We start from the raw sequence: 17477 nt of genomic DNA, 5'->3' as shown, positions 1-17477 counted from the left end.
CCGACCCCTTTTTATTTTCAAACCCCTTTTTATTTTAATAAAAATTTAAGTTTATCGGTCTAGTAAACAGGCTGAAATTTCAAACTAAAAGCCTGTTATCATTTAATATTAAAAAGAACATCAAATCACAAAACCATTTTTGGTCACTCTATGGCGGGCGCTTTTGTAATTAAAGCACTTGCAAGCAAACCTGATTTATTTGAAAACTATATTGCCACAAGCCCATATATGTTCCCTAACGATAAAGCACTATTCACAGCTTTTGATAAATTATTTAAAATAATAAAAGCCTTAATAAATCGCTCTACTTGACGATGACAGATGTAGCGGCTGAAGGTGTAGAAGTTACTCAAGCGTTAGATAAATTTGTTGATTTAATGAAAAAACAAGCTCCTGATTCTTTAAACTGGCACTATGAATTTATTCCTGAGCAAGTATATATGACAACACCTTATTTAACTTTATACCAAGGTGCCTCTTTTGTATTTTCTGACTTCCATACACCTATCTATATGCAATATAGTAAGTTTGATAAAAATGGTGGCCTTAAAAGCTTGCAAAAAATTTATGAAAAACGAAGTGATAAATATCAAGTATCGCCCCAAATACCTGAACGCACAATTCGTCGTCTTGGATATAACTTTATGGAAGCTAATCCAAAAGAAGCTGTTGAGATATTTTTAGAAAACTCTAGAGGTAACCCTGAGTCGCCGGGTGCAAAACTTGTTTAGCAAGAGGATATGAAAATTTAGGTTCAAAGGAGAAAGCACTTTTAAGCTTTAAAGAAGCAGTTAAAATAGCCCAAAAGACCTCACCACAAAATGTGCCTTTTTTACAAACCAGGTTGAAAGATACCAAAATAAATCAGCCGCTTTAGGTTTATGTGGCTGATTTATTTAATGCTTTAACTTACCACCTCGCTAGTTCACACAATTTATTAACTGACTTTAAGTTTCGGGTTGTCGCTAAAACATCAAGTTTCTTTTCTATAAATACATTCGACAACTTAGTTTTTCCGTAGCCATTTGGGCAATGTAAATAAATGCATTTATCACCCAATACTAATTTTTCAGGTGCTTTAACATACTCCATCAATCTATTTGCAGCCGATTTATCAGGCTGATGAAATAAAAAAGTAATCAGCATTTTAGTGCCATCAGCTTCTAAGTCCACTTCACCAAAAGGAAGGTTAGCTAACACTTTTTCAAATTCATTTGATGTTCTGATATCAACTGGTACTTCAAAGTTGTACTTAGTTTTTATCGCATCTTCTATTAATTTTTGAATATCCAGAACATGGTCTATATCTGAGTTAAAGATCACATTGCCACTTTGAATATAAGTCAGTACATTTTCAAAACCTAAGCTTTCATATAATGACTTTAATTCTTTCATTACAATTTTTTTTTGACCACTTACATTAATGCCTCTTATAATTGAAATATATTGGGTCATGATTAGTCCTTTTTAATCCATTTACCCTTTGCATTTTTAATAAAATTACCTGAGGCTGTTTTTTGAATTGCTTTTTCTCCAGCTAAAGCAGAAATCTGACCCAAAGTAATTTTATTTTTACGGGCCAATGAGATATACAAGTCTTTACGTTTTTTATTCACTGAATTTACAAGGCTGGTAACTTGCGCATTATTTTTGATCGCGCCTAAATAGCCATCAGGCATTTCACCCACTAAACCTTGCTTTTTAGCGTCTTGAAGCGTTAATGCTAAGGCTGAAAATGACATACTTAGCATGATGATTAAAAAAGAGGTGTATTTCATTAATTTATTCATGTTTTATCCTTAAAATATTGAGCTATCTTCACTAAAAAGATCATCAAGTTCTTTATCAACTTTTACACGAATTTCATGATCAATCTTCAGGTTTAAGTTAATTGTTATTGGCTCTTTCGCGCTTACTTCTACTTTATGCGTACATGCGCTCAATAGAATAACAGCTAAAAAACTAGCTATTAATGCCTTCATATTATTAGTCCTTTTATTGTGATTTTTGGATGATTTCACTTTCCATATTATCAGCGATCCTTAATGACTTAATTAAACCAAGTAAATCGTAATTGATATTTAGGTTTAAATTCACTTCATTATCTAAATCTGGATTTCGCCCTTTTATTACCGTATCAAGTAACATTCTGCCATCATCATACATAAATACATCAGCATTTAATTGATGATAATCTAAGTTTTCTAAAGCATCAAATGCTAAAGCAAGCTCTGTACTTGTTTGCTTTAAAGACTCGACACTTGGGTTATCTTTAATTTGAATCCTCCCTTCACCGACATTGAATAGCTTGCCATTTTCAATTCTAATGTTTTCATCTATAAATAGCGGTAAATTACCAGACACTCTACCTGTTACTATGATCCCTTGTTGCTTTTCAAGTTCAATTATTTTACTTAAATCTATTTGTTCTAACTTTAATGTCACAGGATTTTTTGCATCTAGTGGCCACTTTAATTCTGGTATTTTGAAGCTACCACCAAAAGCATCAGCTTTAACATTCAATAAGTTTATATTGAGTTTATTCGATTCAAAATTAATCGATGTAGTAGCAAGTAATTCAGAAATGGGTGTACCAGCATCAATACTGCCTAAGCTTATATTATTAGCGATATCATAAGTTGTAATTTTTTGATTTTTTAATTCAAAGTGTTGTTGCCAATATAAACCCTCAAGCCAAAAACCATTTACTTCACCAATCACATCCTTAACATTAAACTGCAAATTCAGCTCATTTTTAAATGCATTGCTCATATCAGTAAGCTGGCCTTTTAGTTGATAATCTATTGAACCATTAATAAGCGCTAAATCTGGTTTATGTGCAATATTTAATTCTAATAAACTAGGAATACTCAATTGCTCCATAGATATATCAATATATGGCTGATTAATATCACCTTGTATCGAATAATTTGCTAAATTAATATCATCTAGTACAAGAGTTCCCGCTACTTTCAAATTTTCTAAAGTACCATCTAGCTTTGATTCAATGACTAGCTGTTGCGTTTTAATAATTTTTTTCAAATCTCCTTTTTGTACATTAGTTTCTAGATTTAGCCCTAAAGTCAAACCTGTTTTGGAGGTATGTTGCACCTTACCTTTAAGCTCAGTTTGAATTTGAGGAATATAAACAGACTTAGCTCTTAAATTCTTTAAAATGATATTAGAGGCAGGAGCAAAATCTATAAAAAAATCACCTTCACTTTTATGTAATTGACCCGACAATTCGATATGAGCTGCATCTTTCACTATCTCATTAGATATATTAAGTTCAGAGTTAACGTTAAATTTTGTATTAAACCTGTCAAAGTTTAAGCTGCTAGAAAATCCTTCAAGATTTATTAAACTTGATTGTTCGCTATTTAAAATATTCAATTTAATTGCATCTAAGGCAATAAATTGTTGTTCAAAGTTAACCTTAAATCTCCCCTGAGGATTAATAATCATTAACTCTTTTTTATTATTAATGAGCAAATCTATTAAATATTCTGGTACTTGTTTGTCTTTTAATAATGCAATCACAGCATCATAATCAAAATTTAAACTTGCAGTACTTTGAGGATCAAATGCTAAATCAATTTCATTTTCACTTATTACAGATTGCCAAACTGCATTATGTTTTAGTTTAAACGGCCCACTATTTAATATGCCCACTTCATTGTATACAACTAAACTTACTGTCTGTTTATTTATAGTCAGTAGGTTTTTTTTCCAATTAAAATGAGAGCTGACAGCACCTTTTACATTTAAGTTATTTTGTATTTCTGCTGGAAAAGTTAAACCGTGAGCAGCTAAAAATTCAATAGATGACTGTACATTTAAAGAGATTTCACCCTCAACTTCATTATTAAAAAGGTTAAGCGTTGCAACTAACACCTCAGAATTTAATGGTGTTGAAAGCTGGATTTTATAATCATTATCAGCAGCAACAAATTTTCCGATATAAGCCGATTTTGAATTAAAAATTTTATAGGTAAATTCGTTAATATTGATGTTAAAAGGTAAGGTAAAGCCACTTATTTCTTTAAAAAGTGAATGAAGCTCAACAAGGGGTTTTGATGCTGTTTCAGATTTTTTAAATTCAATCGGCTTTAAGCTTTTAACATCAACTGAGTTTAAATTAATGCCCTTAAATTTAATCCCCTCTTGATAAAACCAATCAACTTTTCCATGCCTTAAAGTGACATCAAAAAGCTTATGCTTTAAACATAACTTATCAATCACTACATCTAAATTAGACGCTAGTTTCATTTCTGAGCATGATAAAGCTATGTTATATGGAGCAAGGTAAGGTTTAACAAAATGAAGCATTAATGCCTGCCAATTGCTAAACATTGCACCGAATATAAAAATACTCATAATTACACAAATAAAACTTAATTTTAACCAGCGTTGCATGCGATCCATTTCTTTTATAAAACCATGAGTTATCAGCAGCTAAAATGATACTGCTTATCTAAGGTAAAGTAGATATTTTTTTTCATACCCTCCTTATAAATGTAATATTTTCACTAAAAAGATAAACCGTAGAAGTCAGTTACAAAAAACATTGATTTTAGTCAAACTATTACCAAGTTCAATTAATTTGCTTTGTACTTAGAGTAATCATTCTTATAAAATCGTAATGTAAGAAATTATCATTTTCAAAGGTATTTAATATATGACATTAGTTGACTTGACTAAAAATCAAAAAACAAAAATCATAGCACTTCCTTAAGATAAAGTGCTTGCTACCCAACTTTTGGAACAAGGATTCATACCAAATTGTGAAATTTCACTGGCACATAAGGCACCACTAAATGGCCCTCTCGCTTTTAGATTAAATAATACAAAAATGATAGTGCAACAGCATTTAGCGAAACAAATCATTGTGGATGTTATTTAATGTCTTATTATGATCATTATGCATTAGTTGGTTTTGCCAACTCGGGAAAAAGCACCCTTTTTAATTTATTATCTGATGGTAACCAAAAAGTAGGTAACTGGTCAGGCGTAACAGTTTCGGTTAAATCAAGTAACGCAACTTTACCTAGCCATACAGCTATACTTTCTGACTTACCGGGTTTAAGTTCTTTAACAAAAGAGACTCTCAAGGAAAAGACTTAAGCATTTCACATGACTTTTTAGCAAAGTAAAACATCGACTGTATTGTTAATGTTTTAGATGCCACTCAGTTACAACACCAATTTATTAAAGATACATTAGCCAATTCAACATCTGCGCAATCTACACAATTAAGTTTTACCGACCGTATTGATAATTTTGTATTGCATCCTATTACGGGCATTCCAATATTTTTAGCAATGATGTATTTATTGTTTATGTTTGCAATAAATTTAGGCAGCGCATTTATCGATTTTTTCGATATCCTAAGCGCTACACTATTTGTTGACTACCCGCTTCATCTTTTAGCACCATTTGAATTACCACAATAGCTGATGACCATAGTGGAAGGTGTCGGAAATGGTTTTCAAACCGTCGCTACTTTTATTCCAGTTATGTGTTTATTTATTAATTTCTTTAATTCAATCGGCACAGATGGCAAATTTGGTAATCAAGACAGCGAACAATCAATTTTAAGTGCCAGCGCAAAAATTGTTATGCCGATACTGGCTCCTATGGGAGTTAAAGAAGATAATTGGTAAGCAGGAATGGGCATAATTACTCATAATTTATTAAAAGGATTAAGCTAATATAAACGCATTTTAAGCTTTAACTTTTTAATTATTGGTTCAGCTACCCCTTCAATAAACCCAAAGGCGATACCTGATAAAATACATACACAAGCCAACAGCTTAGTCATGCCTATTTGTTCATTATAAAAAATGGCTGACCCCAATAGCGCAAATAGTGGCACTAATAATGTCAGTGGTGCCATAGTGCTCATAGGATAGTGTGCTACAAGCTTATTCCATAACCAATAGCCTAATAAAGTAACTGGATATGCTTGAAATAGAACAGAAAAAACACTCAAGTAATTCATATTATTTATCAAAGATACAAAAACCGAAGTGCCATTTAGCATAAGAGATAATGCAAATAATGGCACTGGAGCAAAAACACAAGACCATACAACAAACGCAAACATATCGTTAATTGTTACTTTTTTAATGATTAATCCAACTAAACTAAAACTCACTGATGCAAAACAAGCAAACAATATCCCTATTAAAGTGACAGACCCATCTTGTAATGTAAAAATCAATGATAAGCCAAATATAGAAATAAACAGGCCTACTTTACGAAATATAGATAACTTTTCTTTTAAAATTATGACGCCTAATAAGACAGATATAAATGCACTTGATTGTAAAATTAAACTCGACATACCAGCAGATACACCCAAATAAATTGATAAAGTCAACATGCCCCATACCCCGACACCAAACGTCAGTCCATAAAGTGCTAATACTGACCATGATACCCGTGGTTTTTTAATAAAAAATATTGCAGGAATCGCTGCAAAGGTGAACCTTAATCCGGCTAAAATTAGCGGGTCCATACCTTCTACCCCGAGCTTAATTACTGAAAAATTAAATCCCCACATCCATGCCACAACGATGGCAATTAATATATGAACTCGTGACATACCCTACTCCCTTATCTCTAAAAATATATTTGATTAGTATGCGAAATTCACAAATAATAAACAGATGCAATTTTTAGATATTTTTAGAGTACAATTTGCCTGCTAAATACCTTCTACTTTCAAAAGAGATAATTTCTGACATTGAGCTAGGTAAATTATCCTTAGGTCAACGTATGCCTGCAATTCGTAAGTTTTCAAAAATACGAAATATAAGCAATACAACAGCAATTAACTGTTATCAAAATTTGCAAGAGCTTGGTTGGCTTCAAGTTAAACCACAATCAGGTTATTTTGTGACACAACCTTTTGGTAAAAATAAAATCCCAGAATTTCCCCTGTTTGAAAGTAAAGTTAGCCTGCCAAAACGCATAACACCTTTGATAGAGGCGATGAACAGCCCTTTTTATATTTCTTTGATATCACCTCAATTGATACCATTTGATGTGCTTAATAGATGCACTAAACAAGGAAATACTAGGAGTCAGCATTTATCTCATTTATACCCTGACTATCAAGGGCAGCCCAATTTACGACATGTTTTGAGTAAACATTTTTCTGACAATTACTTTTCCTTAAATGCGAATAAATTAACCATTACCAATGGCTGTATCGATGCAGTTAAAACCGCAATTGAAGTGACAACGAAACCTGGTGATGCCATTGCAATTTCATCACCCTGTTTTAATGGTTTAATTGAGTTACTAGCGAGTTTAGATAGAAAAGTTATAGAGATCCCCTGTTTTGATGCTCAGTTAGACTTAATTCAATTAGAACAACATCTAAAAGGTAAATCTGTTAAAGCATGTTTATTTAATAGTAACCATATCAACCCGCAAGGTATTAGTTTTAGCGCACAACAAAAACAAAAACTTGCAAAACTAGCCGAACAATATCAAACGCCAATCATAGAAGATGATATTTATCTAGAGCTCAGCCATAGTGCTCATAATCCACTTCCCATTAAACATTGGGATAACTCTGGTTGGGTTTTATGGTGTGGTTCTATCTCTAAAACCCTCTCACCTAGCTATCGTTTAGGTTGGTGTGAACCAGGCAGATTTTTCGAACAATACTTATTAAATAGAAGTATACGAAATTACGGTGTTAACTTAGTTGTACAAAACATGTTATATGAATTTATTTACTCAGGGCAATATGCAAAACACTTAAAAAAATTAAAAATAAAGCTAAATCAAAATGTACGAGATTATCATAAATTCCTTAGTCAAAACTTACCTAAAAATGCACGAATAAGTACGCCTCAAGGTGGACTAGTGCTATGGATACAAATAACTAATTTAAACGCACAAGCATTATTAATAGAAGCAGCAAAACATAAAGTATATTTCAGAGTAGGCAATGAATTTAGTACTTTAGATTTATATAAAGATTGTTTACGTATTAATATTGGTTGGGCGATTACAGATATATCAAAATCTAATACTGCAAATAATCCAAATTCTATGAGGTGTAAGCAACTAGCCACTTTGTGTCATTTAATAGTTCAACAAATAACTAGAGATTTTTAATCACTCTCATCGTAGATATAGTTCATTTAATAAACTAAAGTAAGAGTTACCATAGACTTTTAGCGCTGAAAATATTGAATTTTATAAAAAATAATTTATTAATTAATTTTCTTTTAATTTTTTTGGCAATCACGTCAAACGTTTGTTTTGCTCAAACTTCTAATCTTATCAATGAATACTCAGTCAGAAAGTTAACTGAAGAAGATGGTTTTATATCCTCTGAAATTTACTCAATTATTCAAGATCAGCAAGGGTTACTTTGGTTTGGAACAGCTGAAAATGGTGTAATGAGATACGATGGCCGTAAAGTCACCCTATTTGAATTTGACAGTATGAATTCAAATGGGCTTTCGCATAATGATGCTGGCAACTTAATGTTAGATCGCAATGGTAATATGTGGGTGGGAACTTGGGGGGGGGGCGCAAATATTTATAACCCTAAAACAGGACAATTTGAAAGTTTTCTGCACAGCAAAGACAATAAAACATCAATTTCATCGAATCGAATTCAATCATTATTTCATGATCAAGAAAACAAAATCTGGTTAGGATCATACAATCAGGGATTAAATCTATATTTAGGGAATAATCGCTTTAAAAAGTTTAAGGCAGATAAAAATGAACGCTCTAGTTTATCTCACAATAGAATATGGGATATTGAAGAAAAAGATAAAAACACGCTTTGGATAGCTACTAGTTTTGGACTAAATTTATTTAATAAGTCTAATAATACATTTTCTCACTTTCTTCCCGACCCAGACAATAAAACACCTACTGGTAGAAATGAAATAAGAAATATTTTAAAAACCTCAAAAAATAAAATTTATATAGGAACACAGCAAGGTCCTTTTATATTTAATGAGAAAACCCAGAAATTTATTACTTTGACCTTAGATAAAAATGAAAACCTAGGCCAAGTAAACTCAATGATAGAAGATCACCAAGGCTATATTTGGTTTGTAACAAGTAATGGCGTTTTTAGACAATCACAGCTTAGCAAATCACTTGAAAAATTGGAGCTTGATGATAATAATGGCCTTAGAGTCATTTTTGAAGATAGCTCTAAAACCATTTGGATCACCAGTGAAATTCAAGGTATTTATAAATTAGTCCCCCACCGTAAATTTAAATCAATTAACAATCCAGAATTAACAGCGCCAAATGGAATCACTGTTGATAAAAATGGCGATATTTTAATAGTTAACTCATCATCTGAGGTATATAAATGGCGCACAACAGAGCAAAGTTTAACATTAATTAGTGATTCTATTTTTAGTGAAAAAAATGGTTTTGGTGGTAATCAACTACTAGAAAGACCAATCATACTGCCTGACGGCGATCATAGTTTTTGGATAGCCCAAGATGAAGGGTTAGCGAAATTTAATATCGAGACAAATAAAATTCAATTTATAACTTATCCAAAATCAGTCAAAAACCATCAAGAATTTAGAGAGTTACGTGCACTGAACATTGATGAATATGGCAATTTGTGGATTGGTACATATAAGAACGGGGTATACATTTATGACCCCAAAGCTAATAAGTTTAAACATTTAAACTACGATTTTGGCTTATCCCATCCCGAAGTTTTAATTATTTTTAAAGATAGTGATCAAAATATGTGGGTTGGTACTGGTAATGGGGTCAATATCTGGCAAGAATCAAAACAAAAATTTAAATCTTTTCAAGATAATAACAAAGATCCGAAGAGCTTATTAGGGAATATAGTACAAGATATATATCAATCTCAAACAGGTGATATTTGGATAGCGACTCAAAAAGGACTTAATTTATATCAAAAAGAGACTCATACTTTTAAGCATTTCAATAAAGATAATGGGCTAGCAACATCTTTAATTCGCGCTATTGCAGATGATAAACATGGCAATTTATGGGTTACAACAAATAAGGGCATTTCTCAAATCAATGTTTCTTCAGCCATGGTAGTTAACTTTGATAGCCAAAACGGTTTATCCGGGTCTAATTTTTATGCTGGTAGTTTTGTAAAAGGTGATGGTGAGGTACTTTTCACAAGTAGCCCTAGAGGCATTGAATATTTTACCCCCTCTAAAATTGAAGAAAACAAAGATGACTTTAATCTCATTTTAACTGGGTTTAATAAGATGGGTCAGCCAGTCAAACTTGATAAACCATACTCCTATGTTACTGATATACAACTAACGCATCTTGATTATATTTTCTCATTTGAGTTTTCTGTTCTAGATTATATTTCACCTAACAAAAGCCAATATGCTTATAAGCTTCAAGGTTATGACGATAATTGGATTGACATAGGAAATCGTAACAATGCCTCTTTCACAAACTTAGATGGAGGTAATTATACCTTTTTAGTTAAAGCAACTAATAGTAGTGGAAAATGGGGAGCCAAAGTATTATCTATCAATTTAAAAATCTCTCCACCACCATGGCAAACATGGTGGGCTTACGGTATATATCTAGCGATAATCATATTTATCGCCTCAACAGCAATTTACTTAAAAACACGATTACAAAAAAATGAAATTTTAAGACAAAAACAATTTGTTACTCAACTAGAAAAGCAGGTTTCTGAAAAAACAGCATCACTTGAAACACAAGCAGTAGACCTGACTAATGCTTTAAAAAAAGCGGAAGAAGCTACGCAGTTAAAGTCTGAATTTTTGGCGAATATGAGTCATGAAATAAGAACCCCAATGAATGGTGTCATAGGCATGCTCGACTTACTGAAAAACAGCCAACTTTCAACAGAGCAAGAAAATCGAGTCAATATTGCATTTTCAAGTGCTAACTCACTCTTAATACTGATTAATGACATTTTGGACTTTTCAAAAATTGAAGCTGGACGTTTAGAGCTCGAGTATATCAATTTCGATTTAATAAATTTACTAGAAAAATTAGCTCAATCAATGGCCTTACTCGCTCAAAATAAAGGTGTTGAAGTGATTTTAGATGTGACAGATATTAATCAGCAATATATCAACTCTGATCCCAATAGAATAAGACAGATACTGACTAATATTTTAAGTAACGCAATTAAATTTACTGACCATGGTGAAATAGTCATTACGGCAAAGTTAACACCCGATTCAAACTCTCAAAACATCTTATTAAAATGTTCAGTTAAAGATACTGGCATAGGTATACCAAATAATAAAGTTGCCATGTTATTTGGTGCCTTTAATCAAGTTGATGCATCAACAACAAGAAAATATGGTGGTACTGGCTTAGGGCTCAGTATTACAAAAAAATTATGTAAATTACTTAAAGGTGATATTACAGTCTCGAGTGAAGTCGATAATGGCAGTTGCTTTGAAATAACATGCTTAGTTCAAAAAAGTACTCACATCGATATCAAACCTAGGTGTGAAAATTATTCTAAACACCATATTTTGATTATTGATAACAATACCACCAATCGAAAAACAATGCGCCGACAATTAGAAAAATGGGGTTCTACGGTTGATGAAGTCTCTGATAATACACAATCATTAAAAAACTATGCTAACAGCCTAAATGATTTGGATATTGCTGATTTCAATATCGTGTTTATAAATATAGATTCTCAATTGCTTGATAATTTTGAATCAATAAAAATTATTAAAAATATTATTAATAAAAACAATATGAAAGTGATTCTCATGACCACAATAAATGAACAAGTTAATGAGCACATACTTTCTAAATTTAATACGCATCTATATTTATCAAAGCCTGTGACAACAACAAGCTTACGTAATGTAATACAAAAAGAATTAACTTCAACTAATGAATTAATTTCGGAAAAAGAGCTCGATAAATCAGAAAAATCGAAGCATTACCATGCTAATTTTTCAGGAGTTAACATTATGCTTGTAGAAGATAATCAAGTTAATCAAATGGTTGCTTTGAGCATTCTCAATAATTTAAGTATAAAAGTTGATGTAGCTAATAATGGTATTGAAGCTATGCAATTATTAGAAAACAAAAACCTATATTCTCTTATAATAATGGATTGTCAAATGCCTAAAATGGACGGGTATGAAACGACTAGAAGAATTAGAATGGGTGAAGCCGGAGTTGAAAATGCTACTATACCAATAATAGCAATGACCGCCAATGCTATGTTAGGCGATAAACAAAAATGTATAGATGCAGGTATGAGTGATTATTTAACTAAACCCATTATTCCCATTAATTTAGTAGAAAAATTAAAATTGTGGATTGCTAAATAACACTAAATTTATCATTGCACTAAAGATACTATACTTCCAAACTTAATTTAATAAATTACTTTTTAATAATACAGACTTCATTGCGTTCCGAACTATCAGCTTTGACAACACCATCATGAATATTAATTATTCTATCTGATTGAGTCGCTATATTCTGATCATGTGTCACCATGCATACCGTTACACCGTCATTATTGAGCGTTTTTAATAATTCCAATATCTTTTGCGCATTTTTAGAGTCTAAATTTCCAGTCGGTTCATCGGCAAAAATTATAGAGGGTGACGTTACAAGAGCGCGCGCAATAGCAACTCTTTGCTGCTGCCCCCCTGAAAGATTACTAGGATATTCGTTGATTTTATCTTCTAAGCCAACATCTTTCATCGCTTTTAAAAACACTTGTTCATGAACTGCAGTACTAATATGGGGTGAATATTTCAAAGGAAGCATTACATTTTCTTTAACGGTATAATCTCCAATTAAGTTAAAAGATTGAAAAATGATACCTATGTGTTTTGACCTCACCTTTGCACTTTTATCTAGAGTCAACTTTGAAACGTCAATGTCTTCAATAGTATACATTCCTGTATCGGCTTGATCTAACATAGCTAATATCGTAAGTAATGTTGATTTACCATGCCCTGAAGGGCCGCAAATTGTAACAAACTCGCCGTTCATAATTTCAAGATTAATATCTTTAAGCACATGAAGCTTTCCATTTTTAAACTTCTTATTTATATTTTTTAAAACAATCACTTACAATCTCACTCTAAGAGCTTTATCACCGAGCCAATGACTATTATTTGATAATTCAAATGCTTCAAATCCAGCGTTATTAGAAATTAAATTAACATGATTTTCATCTGCAGCGCCAAACTCAACTTCACAAGGCTCTAAAATTTCATCCTTAAAGCAATATGATTTATATAATCCAGGGCCGTTATACCATAATGGTTTTGCTAGCAGCCTAGTATTACTTTTAACTGGTAATAGTAGTTTGGCATTCACATTTTCTCCTTCAGAAGTTATTTCTGATAGATTAATTTGTGCTTTAAGCCAAACATAGACTGAGCCATTATTTACTTTATTTTCAATAAAGGAGACTTCTGCAGGTATTATTTTATTCCTGATTTCTATTTGAGATTTAAGTCCTACAGATAAATTCTTTACAATACTAGGAGGTACTCTTAGTCTAATCTTTAAGTTTTTTTCATCGAATATATTTGCTAACAACTCACCTTTTTGGATAGATGCACCAACCGAGACCTTATCTGCTATTCTTAAAACTTGCCCATGTATCGGAGACGTTACGCTTAATTTATCTACTTTCGATTTTTCTAACGCAAGCTTATTTGTTAATGTTTCTATTTGAGATTGATAGTTAATTTTTTCAAGCTCAAAAATATCTTCATTTAACTTTATTTCATATAAAGAATCTTTAATTCCTTTTTCAATAATTTGTATTTCTAATTCAATAGATTTTATATCTAAAGCAGATATAACTCCTTTATTGGCCAACTTTAACTTTCCCTGATATTTTAATTTTTCGAATTCAAGCTGTAACTCAACTTTAGAGAGCTGATTTTTTTTATTAAATATTTCTAATTCTTTTTTAGCTATTTGAAGTTTACTTTCATTTTTCAATTGTAATAATTGACTATTAATATCAACATAAGCGTATTGAATTTCTGGGTTTTCTAATTCAACAAGTAATTCACTTTTAGCAATGTTTTTACCATTATATAAATTATTCGATTTTATGATCCCAGATACTTGGCTTATTAAAGCCGTTTTTTCTCGAGACATCACTTCTCCGATAACATTTTTTATCGGTTCAATTTCTCCATATTTTGCTTTCGTTAAACTGATATCATTAATATTTACTTCTTGAGCGTTAAAATATTCAAAATAACCCAAGAGTAATAAAAAAGTAATGCTGCTAAAAATTAATAAATAATACTTTTTGCTAAGTTTATTGTTATTTGATAATTGGTTTAATGTGTCTTTAAGTTGCATTTGTTAGTCGTCCTTAAACAAATCTAATGGCGATATTTTATAGATCTTTGCAATTTGTACTCCTGAGGAAATCACTAAAATACTCATAACACTGAAAAAAGAAAGGAGAATAAAAATAAGTGAATTCGCATTTGAATAGTAGTTATAAGTAAAAATAATACAAAAGCAACCACCTACTAAACAGCTTGTGCCAAACCAATTAAAGGAAGAGCAAAATAGATCTGAACAGACTTGGTTTTTTGTTGCTCCTACAGATAATTTCACTTTTATTTCGATTAATCTTGATTGAATATAGTTTTGGATTGTCGCTTTAATATTTAAAAATAATGCGATAAAAATAATTATCATCACCACTATTAAAATAATCAATAATGTACTTTCTTTTTTAAGTACTAGTTGTTTTTTATCATAAACTGAGACCGCTTTATAAACTTTAATTGTAAAATGATTATCTCGAATTATGTTATTTATTTCTGATAAATAACTCATTGAATTATCAGTTTTTATAATCATAGTGCCACTAGCAAAATCAGGGTTGTATTGCCATAACAAAGGGATATTATTTGCTTTTGGGTCTAACCAGTATGCATCTTTGACAATGCCTACAATTTTTAATCCTTTACTTGATTTTGATCTCAAGTGGATCTTTTTTCCTAATGGGTTACCTCTTAGATAACTTTTAGCAAAAGCGTCCGAAACCGCTATTTCATTTTCATTTGAGGGCATGACACCCGAAGTCATTAAGTGATTAACTACCTTATGATAATTTCTATCAGTTAATATTGATTTCACCTGCTCTGGTAAGGATAAAATAATGTCACTGGTGGCTGACAGCTGCACTTCAAACATAGGAGGGTTAAATGGCGAAGCATTACTAATCGTTACTTTATAATCATTTAGTTTATTTAATTCTAACGCGATTTGATTTATATCTGCTTTAAATTGTGTGAAATCATTTGTTAATAAACTCGCAGTTCCTTTTTGTCTATATTGGACAGTATATAAGTTATCCATATCAATATGACTATCTCGATTAAGTGCCGTAAAAGCCGAAAATGACTCAATCATTAAAATGGTTAAGAAAACAGGTGTAATTAATAATAATGCTAAACATATTCGTAAAGACTCTGATACTGAGTTTTTCTTTGTTGAGCGACTTAAGCTTTTAATGTTTTTAGTGGTATTTAATACTGTTGAAAATGCTCTGCTTGCTACAAATAAAGAAAAAAATATAAATATAACAAATAAATACACACAGGATATCACTGTATGGTCACTACTAATTAATGTCTCGCCTATAAAGTTTTCAATATTCGAATTAATTATTTTTATGTTTGAGATAATAAAAATAATTAACAATAGCCTAGGCCAAAGGTATATTTTAAGTAAATAATATATATTTTGTTTTACCGTACTACCTAATACGGCTTGGAGTGCCAACTTGCCTTGTAGCGTATCTAACCATTTATTTAATGTTATTATTTCACTTAAAAACATAATAAACATAAGAAAAATCGAAAAAACAAATATGGTTTGCGTAATATTTGATAACTCAATATACACTAATGGTGATACTAAAATGCCTTTAACATGATTTTTGTTATTAAAATTTATTCCATATTTACTATTTTCACTATAAAAAAATACTTTGCTTTGTCGCGCAATTATTTCTCCTATTTTTTCATCTACCTGATAGTAATGTGTAGGGACAAAATTAGACACATTCACAATAACAGATGCTTTATTTGAGACGCCATTAAAGCTTAAAGGCAATATTGCGGCTACTCTAAATACCTTAGTATTTATAGTAATAAAATCACCAATTTTGATTTTCAATTCATTAGCTAAAACTTTAGTTACAAATGCATTATCACCCGTTAATACTTCTTCTATTTTAGGTATATCTAGCAATTTAATAGCATTATCTGATAAATATTCAATTTCAGATTTTTGTTTGTTTTCTCCTGATACGACAACGCCAGGCATAACAGTGCCCCATATGTTTTTATCCATTGCATTACGAGACAAGTTTGTAATTTCTTCTAAATTAAATCGCTCGAGTTTATTTGCTGAATCTAATTTATAGAGCGTGTGCCAAGCTCCTTGTGGAGATGAGCCTTTAGGGTAAGGATATTTTACTTGTTGCATCAACAGTGTTGATGCATAAAAAATAATAATTACAATAAAAAACAAAAGACTACTTAATGAAACCGCCATGTGTTTTTGTAATCTTTTAAATAAAGCTAAGTTACGCAATTTAATCACAGTTTAAAATACACCAACAATGTAAAGTAAACATCTCTATTGACCAAAGAAAGTACTGTCAAATACTGTTGCAGGTGCTTTCGGAGTTTTAACCTTAGCGGTAAAAGTGACGTTTTCGTAATATTTTTTAAAAGCTTCTTTATAACCAGGTTTATCCGGAGTGGTTGATAATATTTCTATATTTTTAGCTTTACCTTCAGGTGTAATTACAAATTTTGCCTTCGCTGTTATTTTAGTTTTTGTTTTCCAAATCATTTCACCACTAGGTGTTTTTGTAGCCATTAACGTAGCCATTGTTGGTGTTTCTTTCCATTGAGCTCTAAACTCACTCTCTTGCAATACTACTCTTTCATCAGCGAATACGCTTAAACAAAAGAAAAAGATTGAAGCTAAAATTATATTTTTCATTTATTTTCCTTAACTAATACTCATTTAGTTAGTAGCCAACTTAATAAAGCTAGCTACTATGCATCAACTTTAATAAAAGTGCAATGCACACAAGTTGCCACCAGAATCACATGTAGCAACCCAACCATTTCCCCATGCACAAATAGAGCAGGCATATGCTGAAGTAGCAGATAAAGTCGCAATACTAAATATTGCACCAAGAATCATTTTTTTTGATTTTTTCATAACTATCCTTATTTTATAATTATTACCCAAAGCTGTTTTGGGAACTAGAAATTAACATTTAGTTCTTGTATTGTAAACGTTAATTTTACAATCATCTCACTTTTAGGAACTTTTGGGGTTTCATGCGATTTATTTAAAATTACAATAAAAATTGCGATATAAATTATGAAAATTAACAACAACAACTATAAAAGAAGAGGTATTCTTTGAAATTTATA

The 17477-nt window shown here is 31.2% G+C and carries 17 protein-coding genes; 7 read left to right on the top strand and 10 right to left on the bottom strand.

Annotated elements, in window-relative coordinates; all coding sequences use genetic code 11:
* The first annotated feature begins 105 nt into the window (after positions 1 to 105).
* Both PSA_RS25525 and PSA_RS21565 read left to right on the top strand, forming a co-directional pair.
* Complete coding sequence (locus PSA_RS25525) at positions 106 to 312, top strand: alpha/beta hydrolase-fold protein (RefSeq protein WP_269432883.1); 207 nt, start codon at positions 106 to 108, stop codon at positions 310 to 312.
* 2 nt (positions 313 to 314) lie between these two features.
* The gene (locus PSA_RS21565; protein ID WP_042143355.1) at positions 315 to 731 is read left to right on the top strand and encodes a hypothetical protein; all 417 of its coding nucleotides are present in this window, start codon (positions 315 to 317) and stop codon (positions 729 to 731) included.
* 178 nt (positions 732 to 909) lie between these two features.
* Here the strand turns inward: PSA_RS21565 and PSA_RS21560 are convergent, their stop codons facing one another.
* The 4 genes from PSA_RS21560 to PSA_RS21545 are packed head-to-tail and all read right to left on the bottom strand — an operon-like array spanning position 910 to position 4416.
* Positions 910 to 1455 carry a DUF1697 domain-containing protein gene (locus PSA_RS21560; protein ID WP_042143356.1) on the bottom strand — a complete coding sequence of 182 codons (546 nt, stop codon included), beginning with the start codon at positions 1453 to 1455 and terminating at the stop codon, positions 910 to 912.
* A 2-nt stretch (positions 1456 to 1457) separates the two neighbouring features.
* Complete coding sequence (locus PSA_RS21555; RefSeq protein ID WP_231665478.1) at positions 1458 to 1790, bottom strand: YdbL family protein; 333 nt, start codon at positions 1788 to 1790, stop codon at positions 1458 to 1460.
* 9 nt (positions 1791 to 1799) lie between these two features.
* Positions 1800 to 1982: a YnbE family lipoprotein gene (locus tag PSA_RS21550; protein WP_042143358.1), complete on the bottom strand. Its 183-nt coding sequence runs from the start codon at positions 1980 to 1982 to the stop codon at positions 1800 to 1802.
* Positions 1983 to 1995: 13 nt separating this feature from the next.
* Positions 1996 to 4416: a YdbH domain-containing protein gene (locus tag PSA_RS21545; RefSeq protein ID WP_231665476.1), complete on the bottom strand. Its 2421-nt coding sequence runs from the start codon at positions 4414 to 4416 to the stop codon at positions 1996 to 1998.
* A gap of 325 nt (positions 4417 to 4741) precedes the next feature.
* Between PSA_RS21545 and PSA_RS27370 the strand changes: the two genes are divergently transcribed.
* The 3 genes from PSA_RS27370 to PSA_RS26035 all read left to right on the top strand — a co-directional run bounded on the left by PSA_RS27370 (position 4742) and on the right by PSA_RS26035 (position 5663).
* Positions 4742 to 4903: a FeoA family protein gene (locus PSA_RS27370; protein ID WP_082305868.1), complete on the top strand. Its 162-nt coding sequence runs from the start codon at positions 4742 to 4744 to the stop codon at positions 4901 to 4903.
* Positions 4903 to 5124 carry a FeoB small GTPase domain-containing protein gene (locus tag PSA_RS21540; protein WP_042143361.1) on the top strand — a complete coding sequence of 74 codons (222 nt, stop codon included), beginning with the start codon at positions 4903 to 4905 and terminating at the stop codon, positions 5122 to 5124. Before PSA_RS27370 ends, PSA_RS21540 begins: the two co-directional genes overlap by 1 nt.
* Before the next feature lie 341 nt (positions 5125 to 5465).
* Entirely contained in the window at positions 5466 to 5663 is a 198-nt protein-coding gene (locus tag PSA_RS26035) for a nucleoside recognition domain-containing protein (protein ID WP_042143363.1), read from the top strand.
* Between the two features lie 44 nt (positions 5664 to 5707).
* Here PSA_RS26035 and PSA_RS21530 read toward each other — a convergent pair whose 3' ends face one another.
* Positions 5708 to 6607, bottom strand: coding sequence for an EamA family transporter (locus PSA_RS21530; RefSeq protein WP_042143365.1), 900 nt, complete (start codon positions 6605 to 6607; stop codon positions 5708 to 5710).
* A gap of 95 nt (positions 6608 to 6702) precedes the next feature.
* Here PSA_RS21530 and PSA_RS21525 point away from each other — a divergent pair, with 95 nt between their 5' ends.
* Complete coding sequence (locus PSA_RS21525; protein ID WP_042143368.1) at positions 6703 to 8136, top strand: PLP-dependent aminotransferase family protein; 1434 nt, start codon at positions 6703 to 6705, stop codon at positions 8134 to 8136.
* A gap of 74 nt (positions 8137 to 8210) precedes the next feature.
* Positions 8211 to 12347, top strand: a complete 4137-nt coding sequence (locus PSA_RS21520; protein ID WP_371257867.1) for a two-component regulator propeller domain-containing protein — start codon at positions 8211 to 8213, stop codon at positions 12345 to 12347.
* 55 nt (positions 12348 to 12402) lie between these two features.
* Here PSA_RS21520 and PSA_RS21515 read toward each other — a convergent pair whose 3' ends face one another.
* The 5 genes from PSA_RS21515 to PSA_RS25515 all read right to left on the bottom strand — a co-directional run bounded on the left by PSA_RS21515 (position 12403) and on the right by PSA_RS25515 (position 17259).
* Positions 12403 to 13101, bottom strand: a complete 699-nt coding sequence (locus tag PSA_RS21515) for an ABC transporter ATP-binding protein (RefSeq protein WP_042143371.1) — start codon at positions 13099 to 13101, stop codon at positions 12403 to 12405.
* Positions 13102 to 14361 (bottom strand): efflux RND transporter periplasmic adaptor subunit, encoded by a 1260-nt coding sequence (locus PSA_RS21510; RefSeq protein ID WP_042143374.1) that lies wholly within the window; start codon positions 14359 to 14361, stop codon positions 13102 to 13104.
* Between the two features lie 3 nt (positions 14362 to 14364).
* Positions 14365 to 16626 (bottom strand): ABC transporter permease, encoded by a 2262-nt coding sequence (locus PSA_RS21505; protein ID WP_042143376.1) that lies wholly within the window; start codon positions 16624 to 16626, stop codon positions 14365 to 14367.
* A gap of 36 nt (positions 16627 to 16662) precedes the next feature.
* The gene (locus tag PSA_RS21500) at positions 16663 to 17034 is read right to left on the bottom strand and encodes a hypothetical protein (protein WP_042143379.1); all 372 of its coding nucleotides are present in this window, start codon (positions 17032 to 17034) and stop codon (positions 16663 to 16665) included.
* A 69-nt stretch (positions 17035 to 17103) separates the two neighbouring features.
* The gene (locus PSA_RS25515; protein WP_157575813.1) at positions 17104 to 17259 is read right to left on the bottom strand and encodes a hypothetical protein; all 156 of its coding nucleotides are present in this window, start codon (positions 17257 to 17259) and stop codon (positions 17104 to 17106) included.
* Between the last annotated feature and the right edge of the window lie 218 nt (positions 17260 to 17477).

The organism is Pseudoalteromonas sp. '520P1 No. 423', from assembly GCF_001269985.1.
Taxonomy (GTDB): Bacteria; Pseudomonadota; Gammaproteobacteria; order Enterobacterales; family Alteromonadaceae; genus Pseudoalteromonas.
Note: the sequence above shows the minus strand (reverse complement) of the source record. Positions and strands in the feature narration are given on the sequence as shown.

Excerpts from the sequence above, each read along its gene's own strand:
- PSA_RS21500 (WP_042143379.1), bottom strand. The coding sequence starts at position 17,034 with ATGAAAAATATAATTTTAGCTTCAATCTTTTTCTTTTGTTTAAGCGTA.
- PSA_RS21540 (WP_042143361.1), top strand. The coding sequence starts at position 4,903 with ATGTCTTATTATGATCATTATGCATTAGTTGGTTTTGCCAACTCGGGA.
- PSA_RS25515 (WP_157575813.1), bottom strand. The coding sequence starts at position 17,259 with ATGAAAAAATCAAAAAAAATGATTCTTGGTGCAATATTTAGTATTGCG.
- PSA_RS21530 (WP_042143365.1), bottom strand. The coding sequence starts at position 6,607 with ATGTCACGAGTTCATATATTAATTGCCATCGTTGTGGCATGGATGTGG.
- PSA_RS21560 (WP_042143356.1), bottom strand. The coding sequence starts at position 1,455 with ATGACCCAATATATTTCAATTATAAGAGGCATTAATGTAAGTGGTCAA.
- PSA_RS21510 (WP_042143374.1), bottom strand. The coding sequence starts at position 14,361 with ATGCAACTTAAAGACACATTAAACCAATTATCAAATAACAATAAACTT.
- PSA_RS21545 (WP_231665476.1), bottom strand. The coding sequence starts at position 4,416 with ATGCAACGCTGGTTAAAATTAAGTTTTATTTGTGTAATTATGAGTATT.
- PSA_RS21565 (WP_042143355.1), top strand. The coding sequence starts at position 315 with ATGACAGATGTAGCGGCTGAAGGTGTAGAAGTTACTCAAGCGTTAGAT.
- PSA_RS21555 (WP_231665478.1), bottom strand. The coding sequence starts at position 1,790 with ATGAATAAATTAATGAAATACACCTCTTTTTTAATCATCATGCTAAGT.
- PSA_RS21550 (WP_042143358.1), bottom strand. The coding sequence starts at position 1,982 with ATGAAGGCATTAATAGCTAGTTTTTTAGCTGTTATTCTATTGAGCGCA.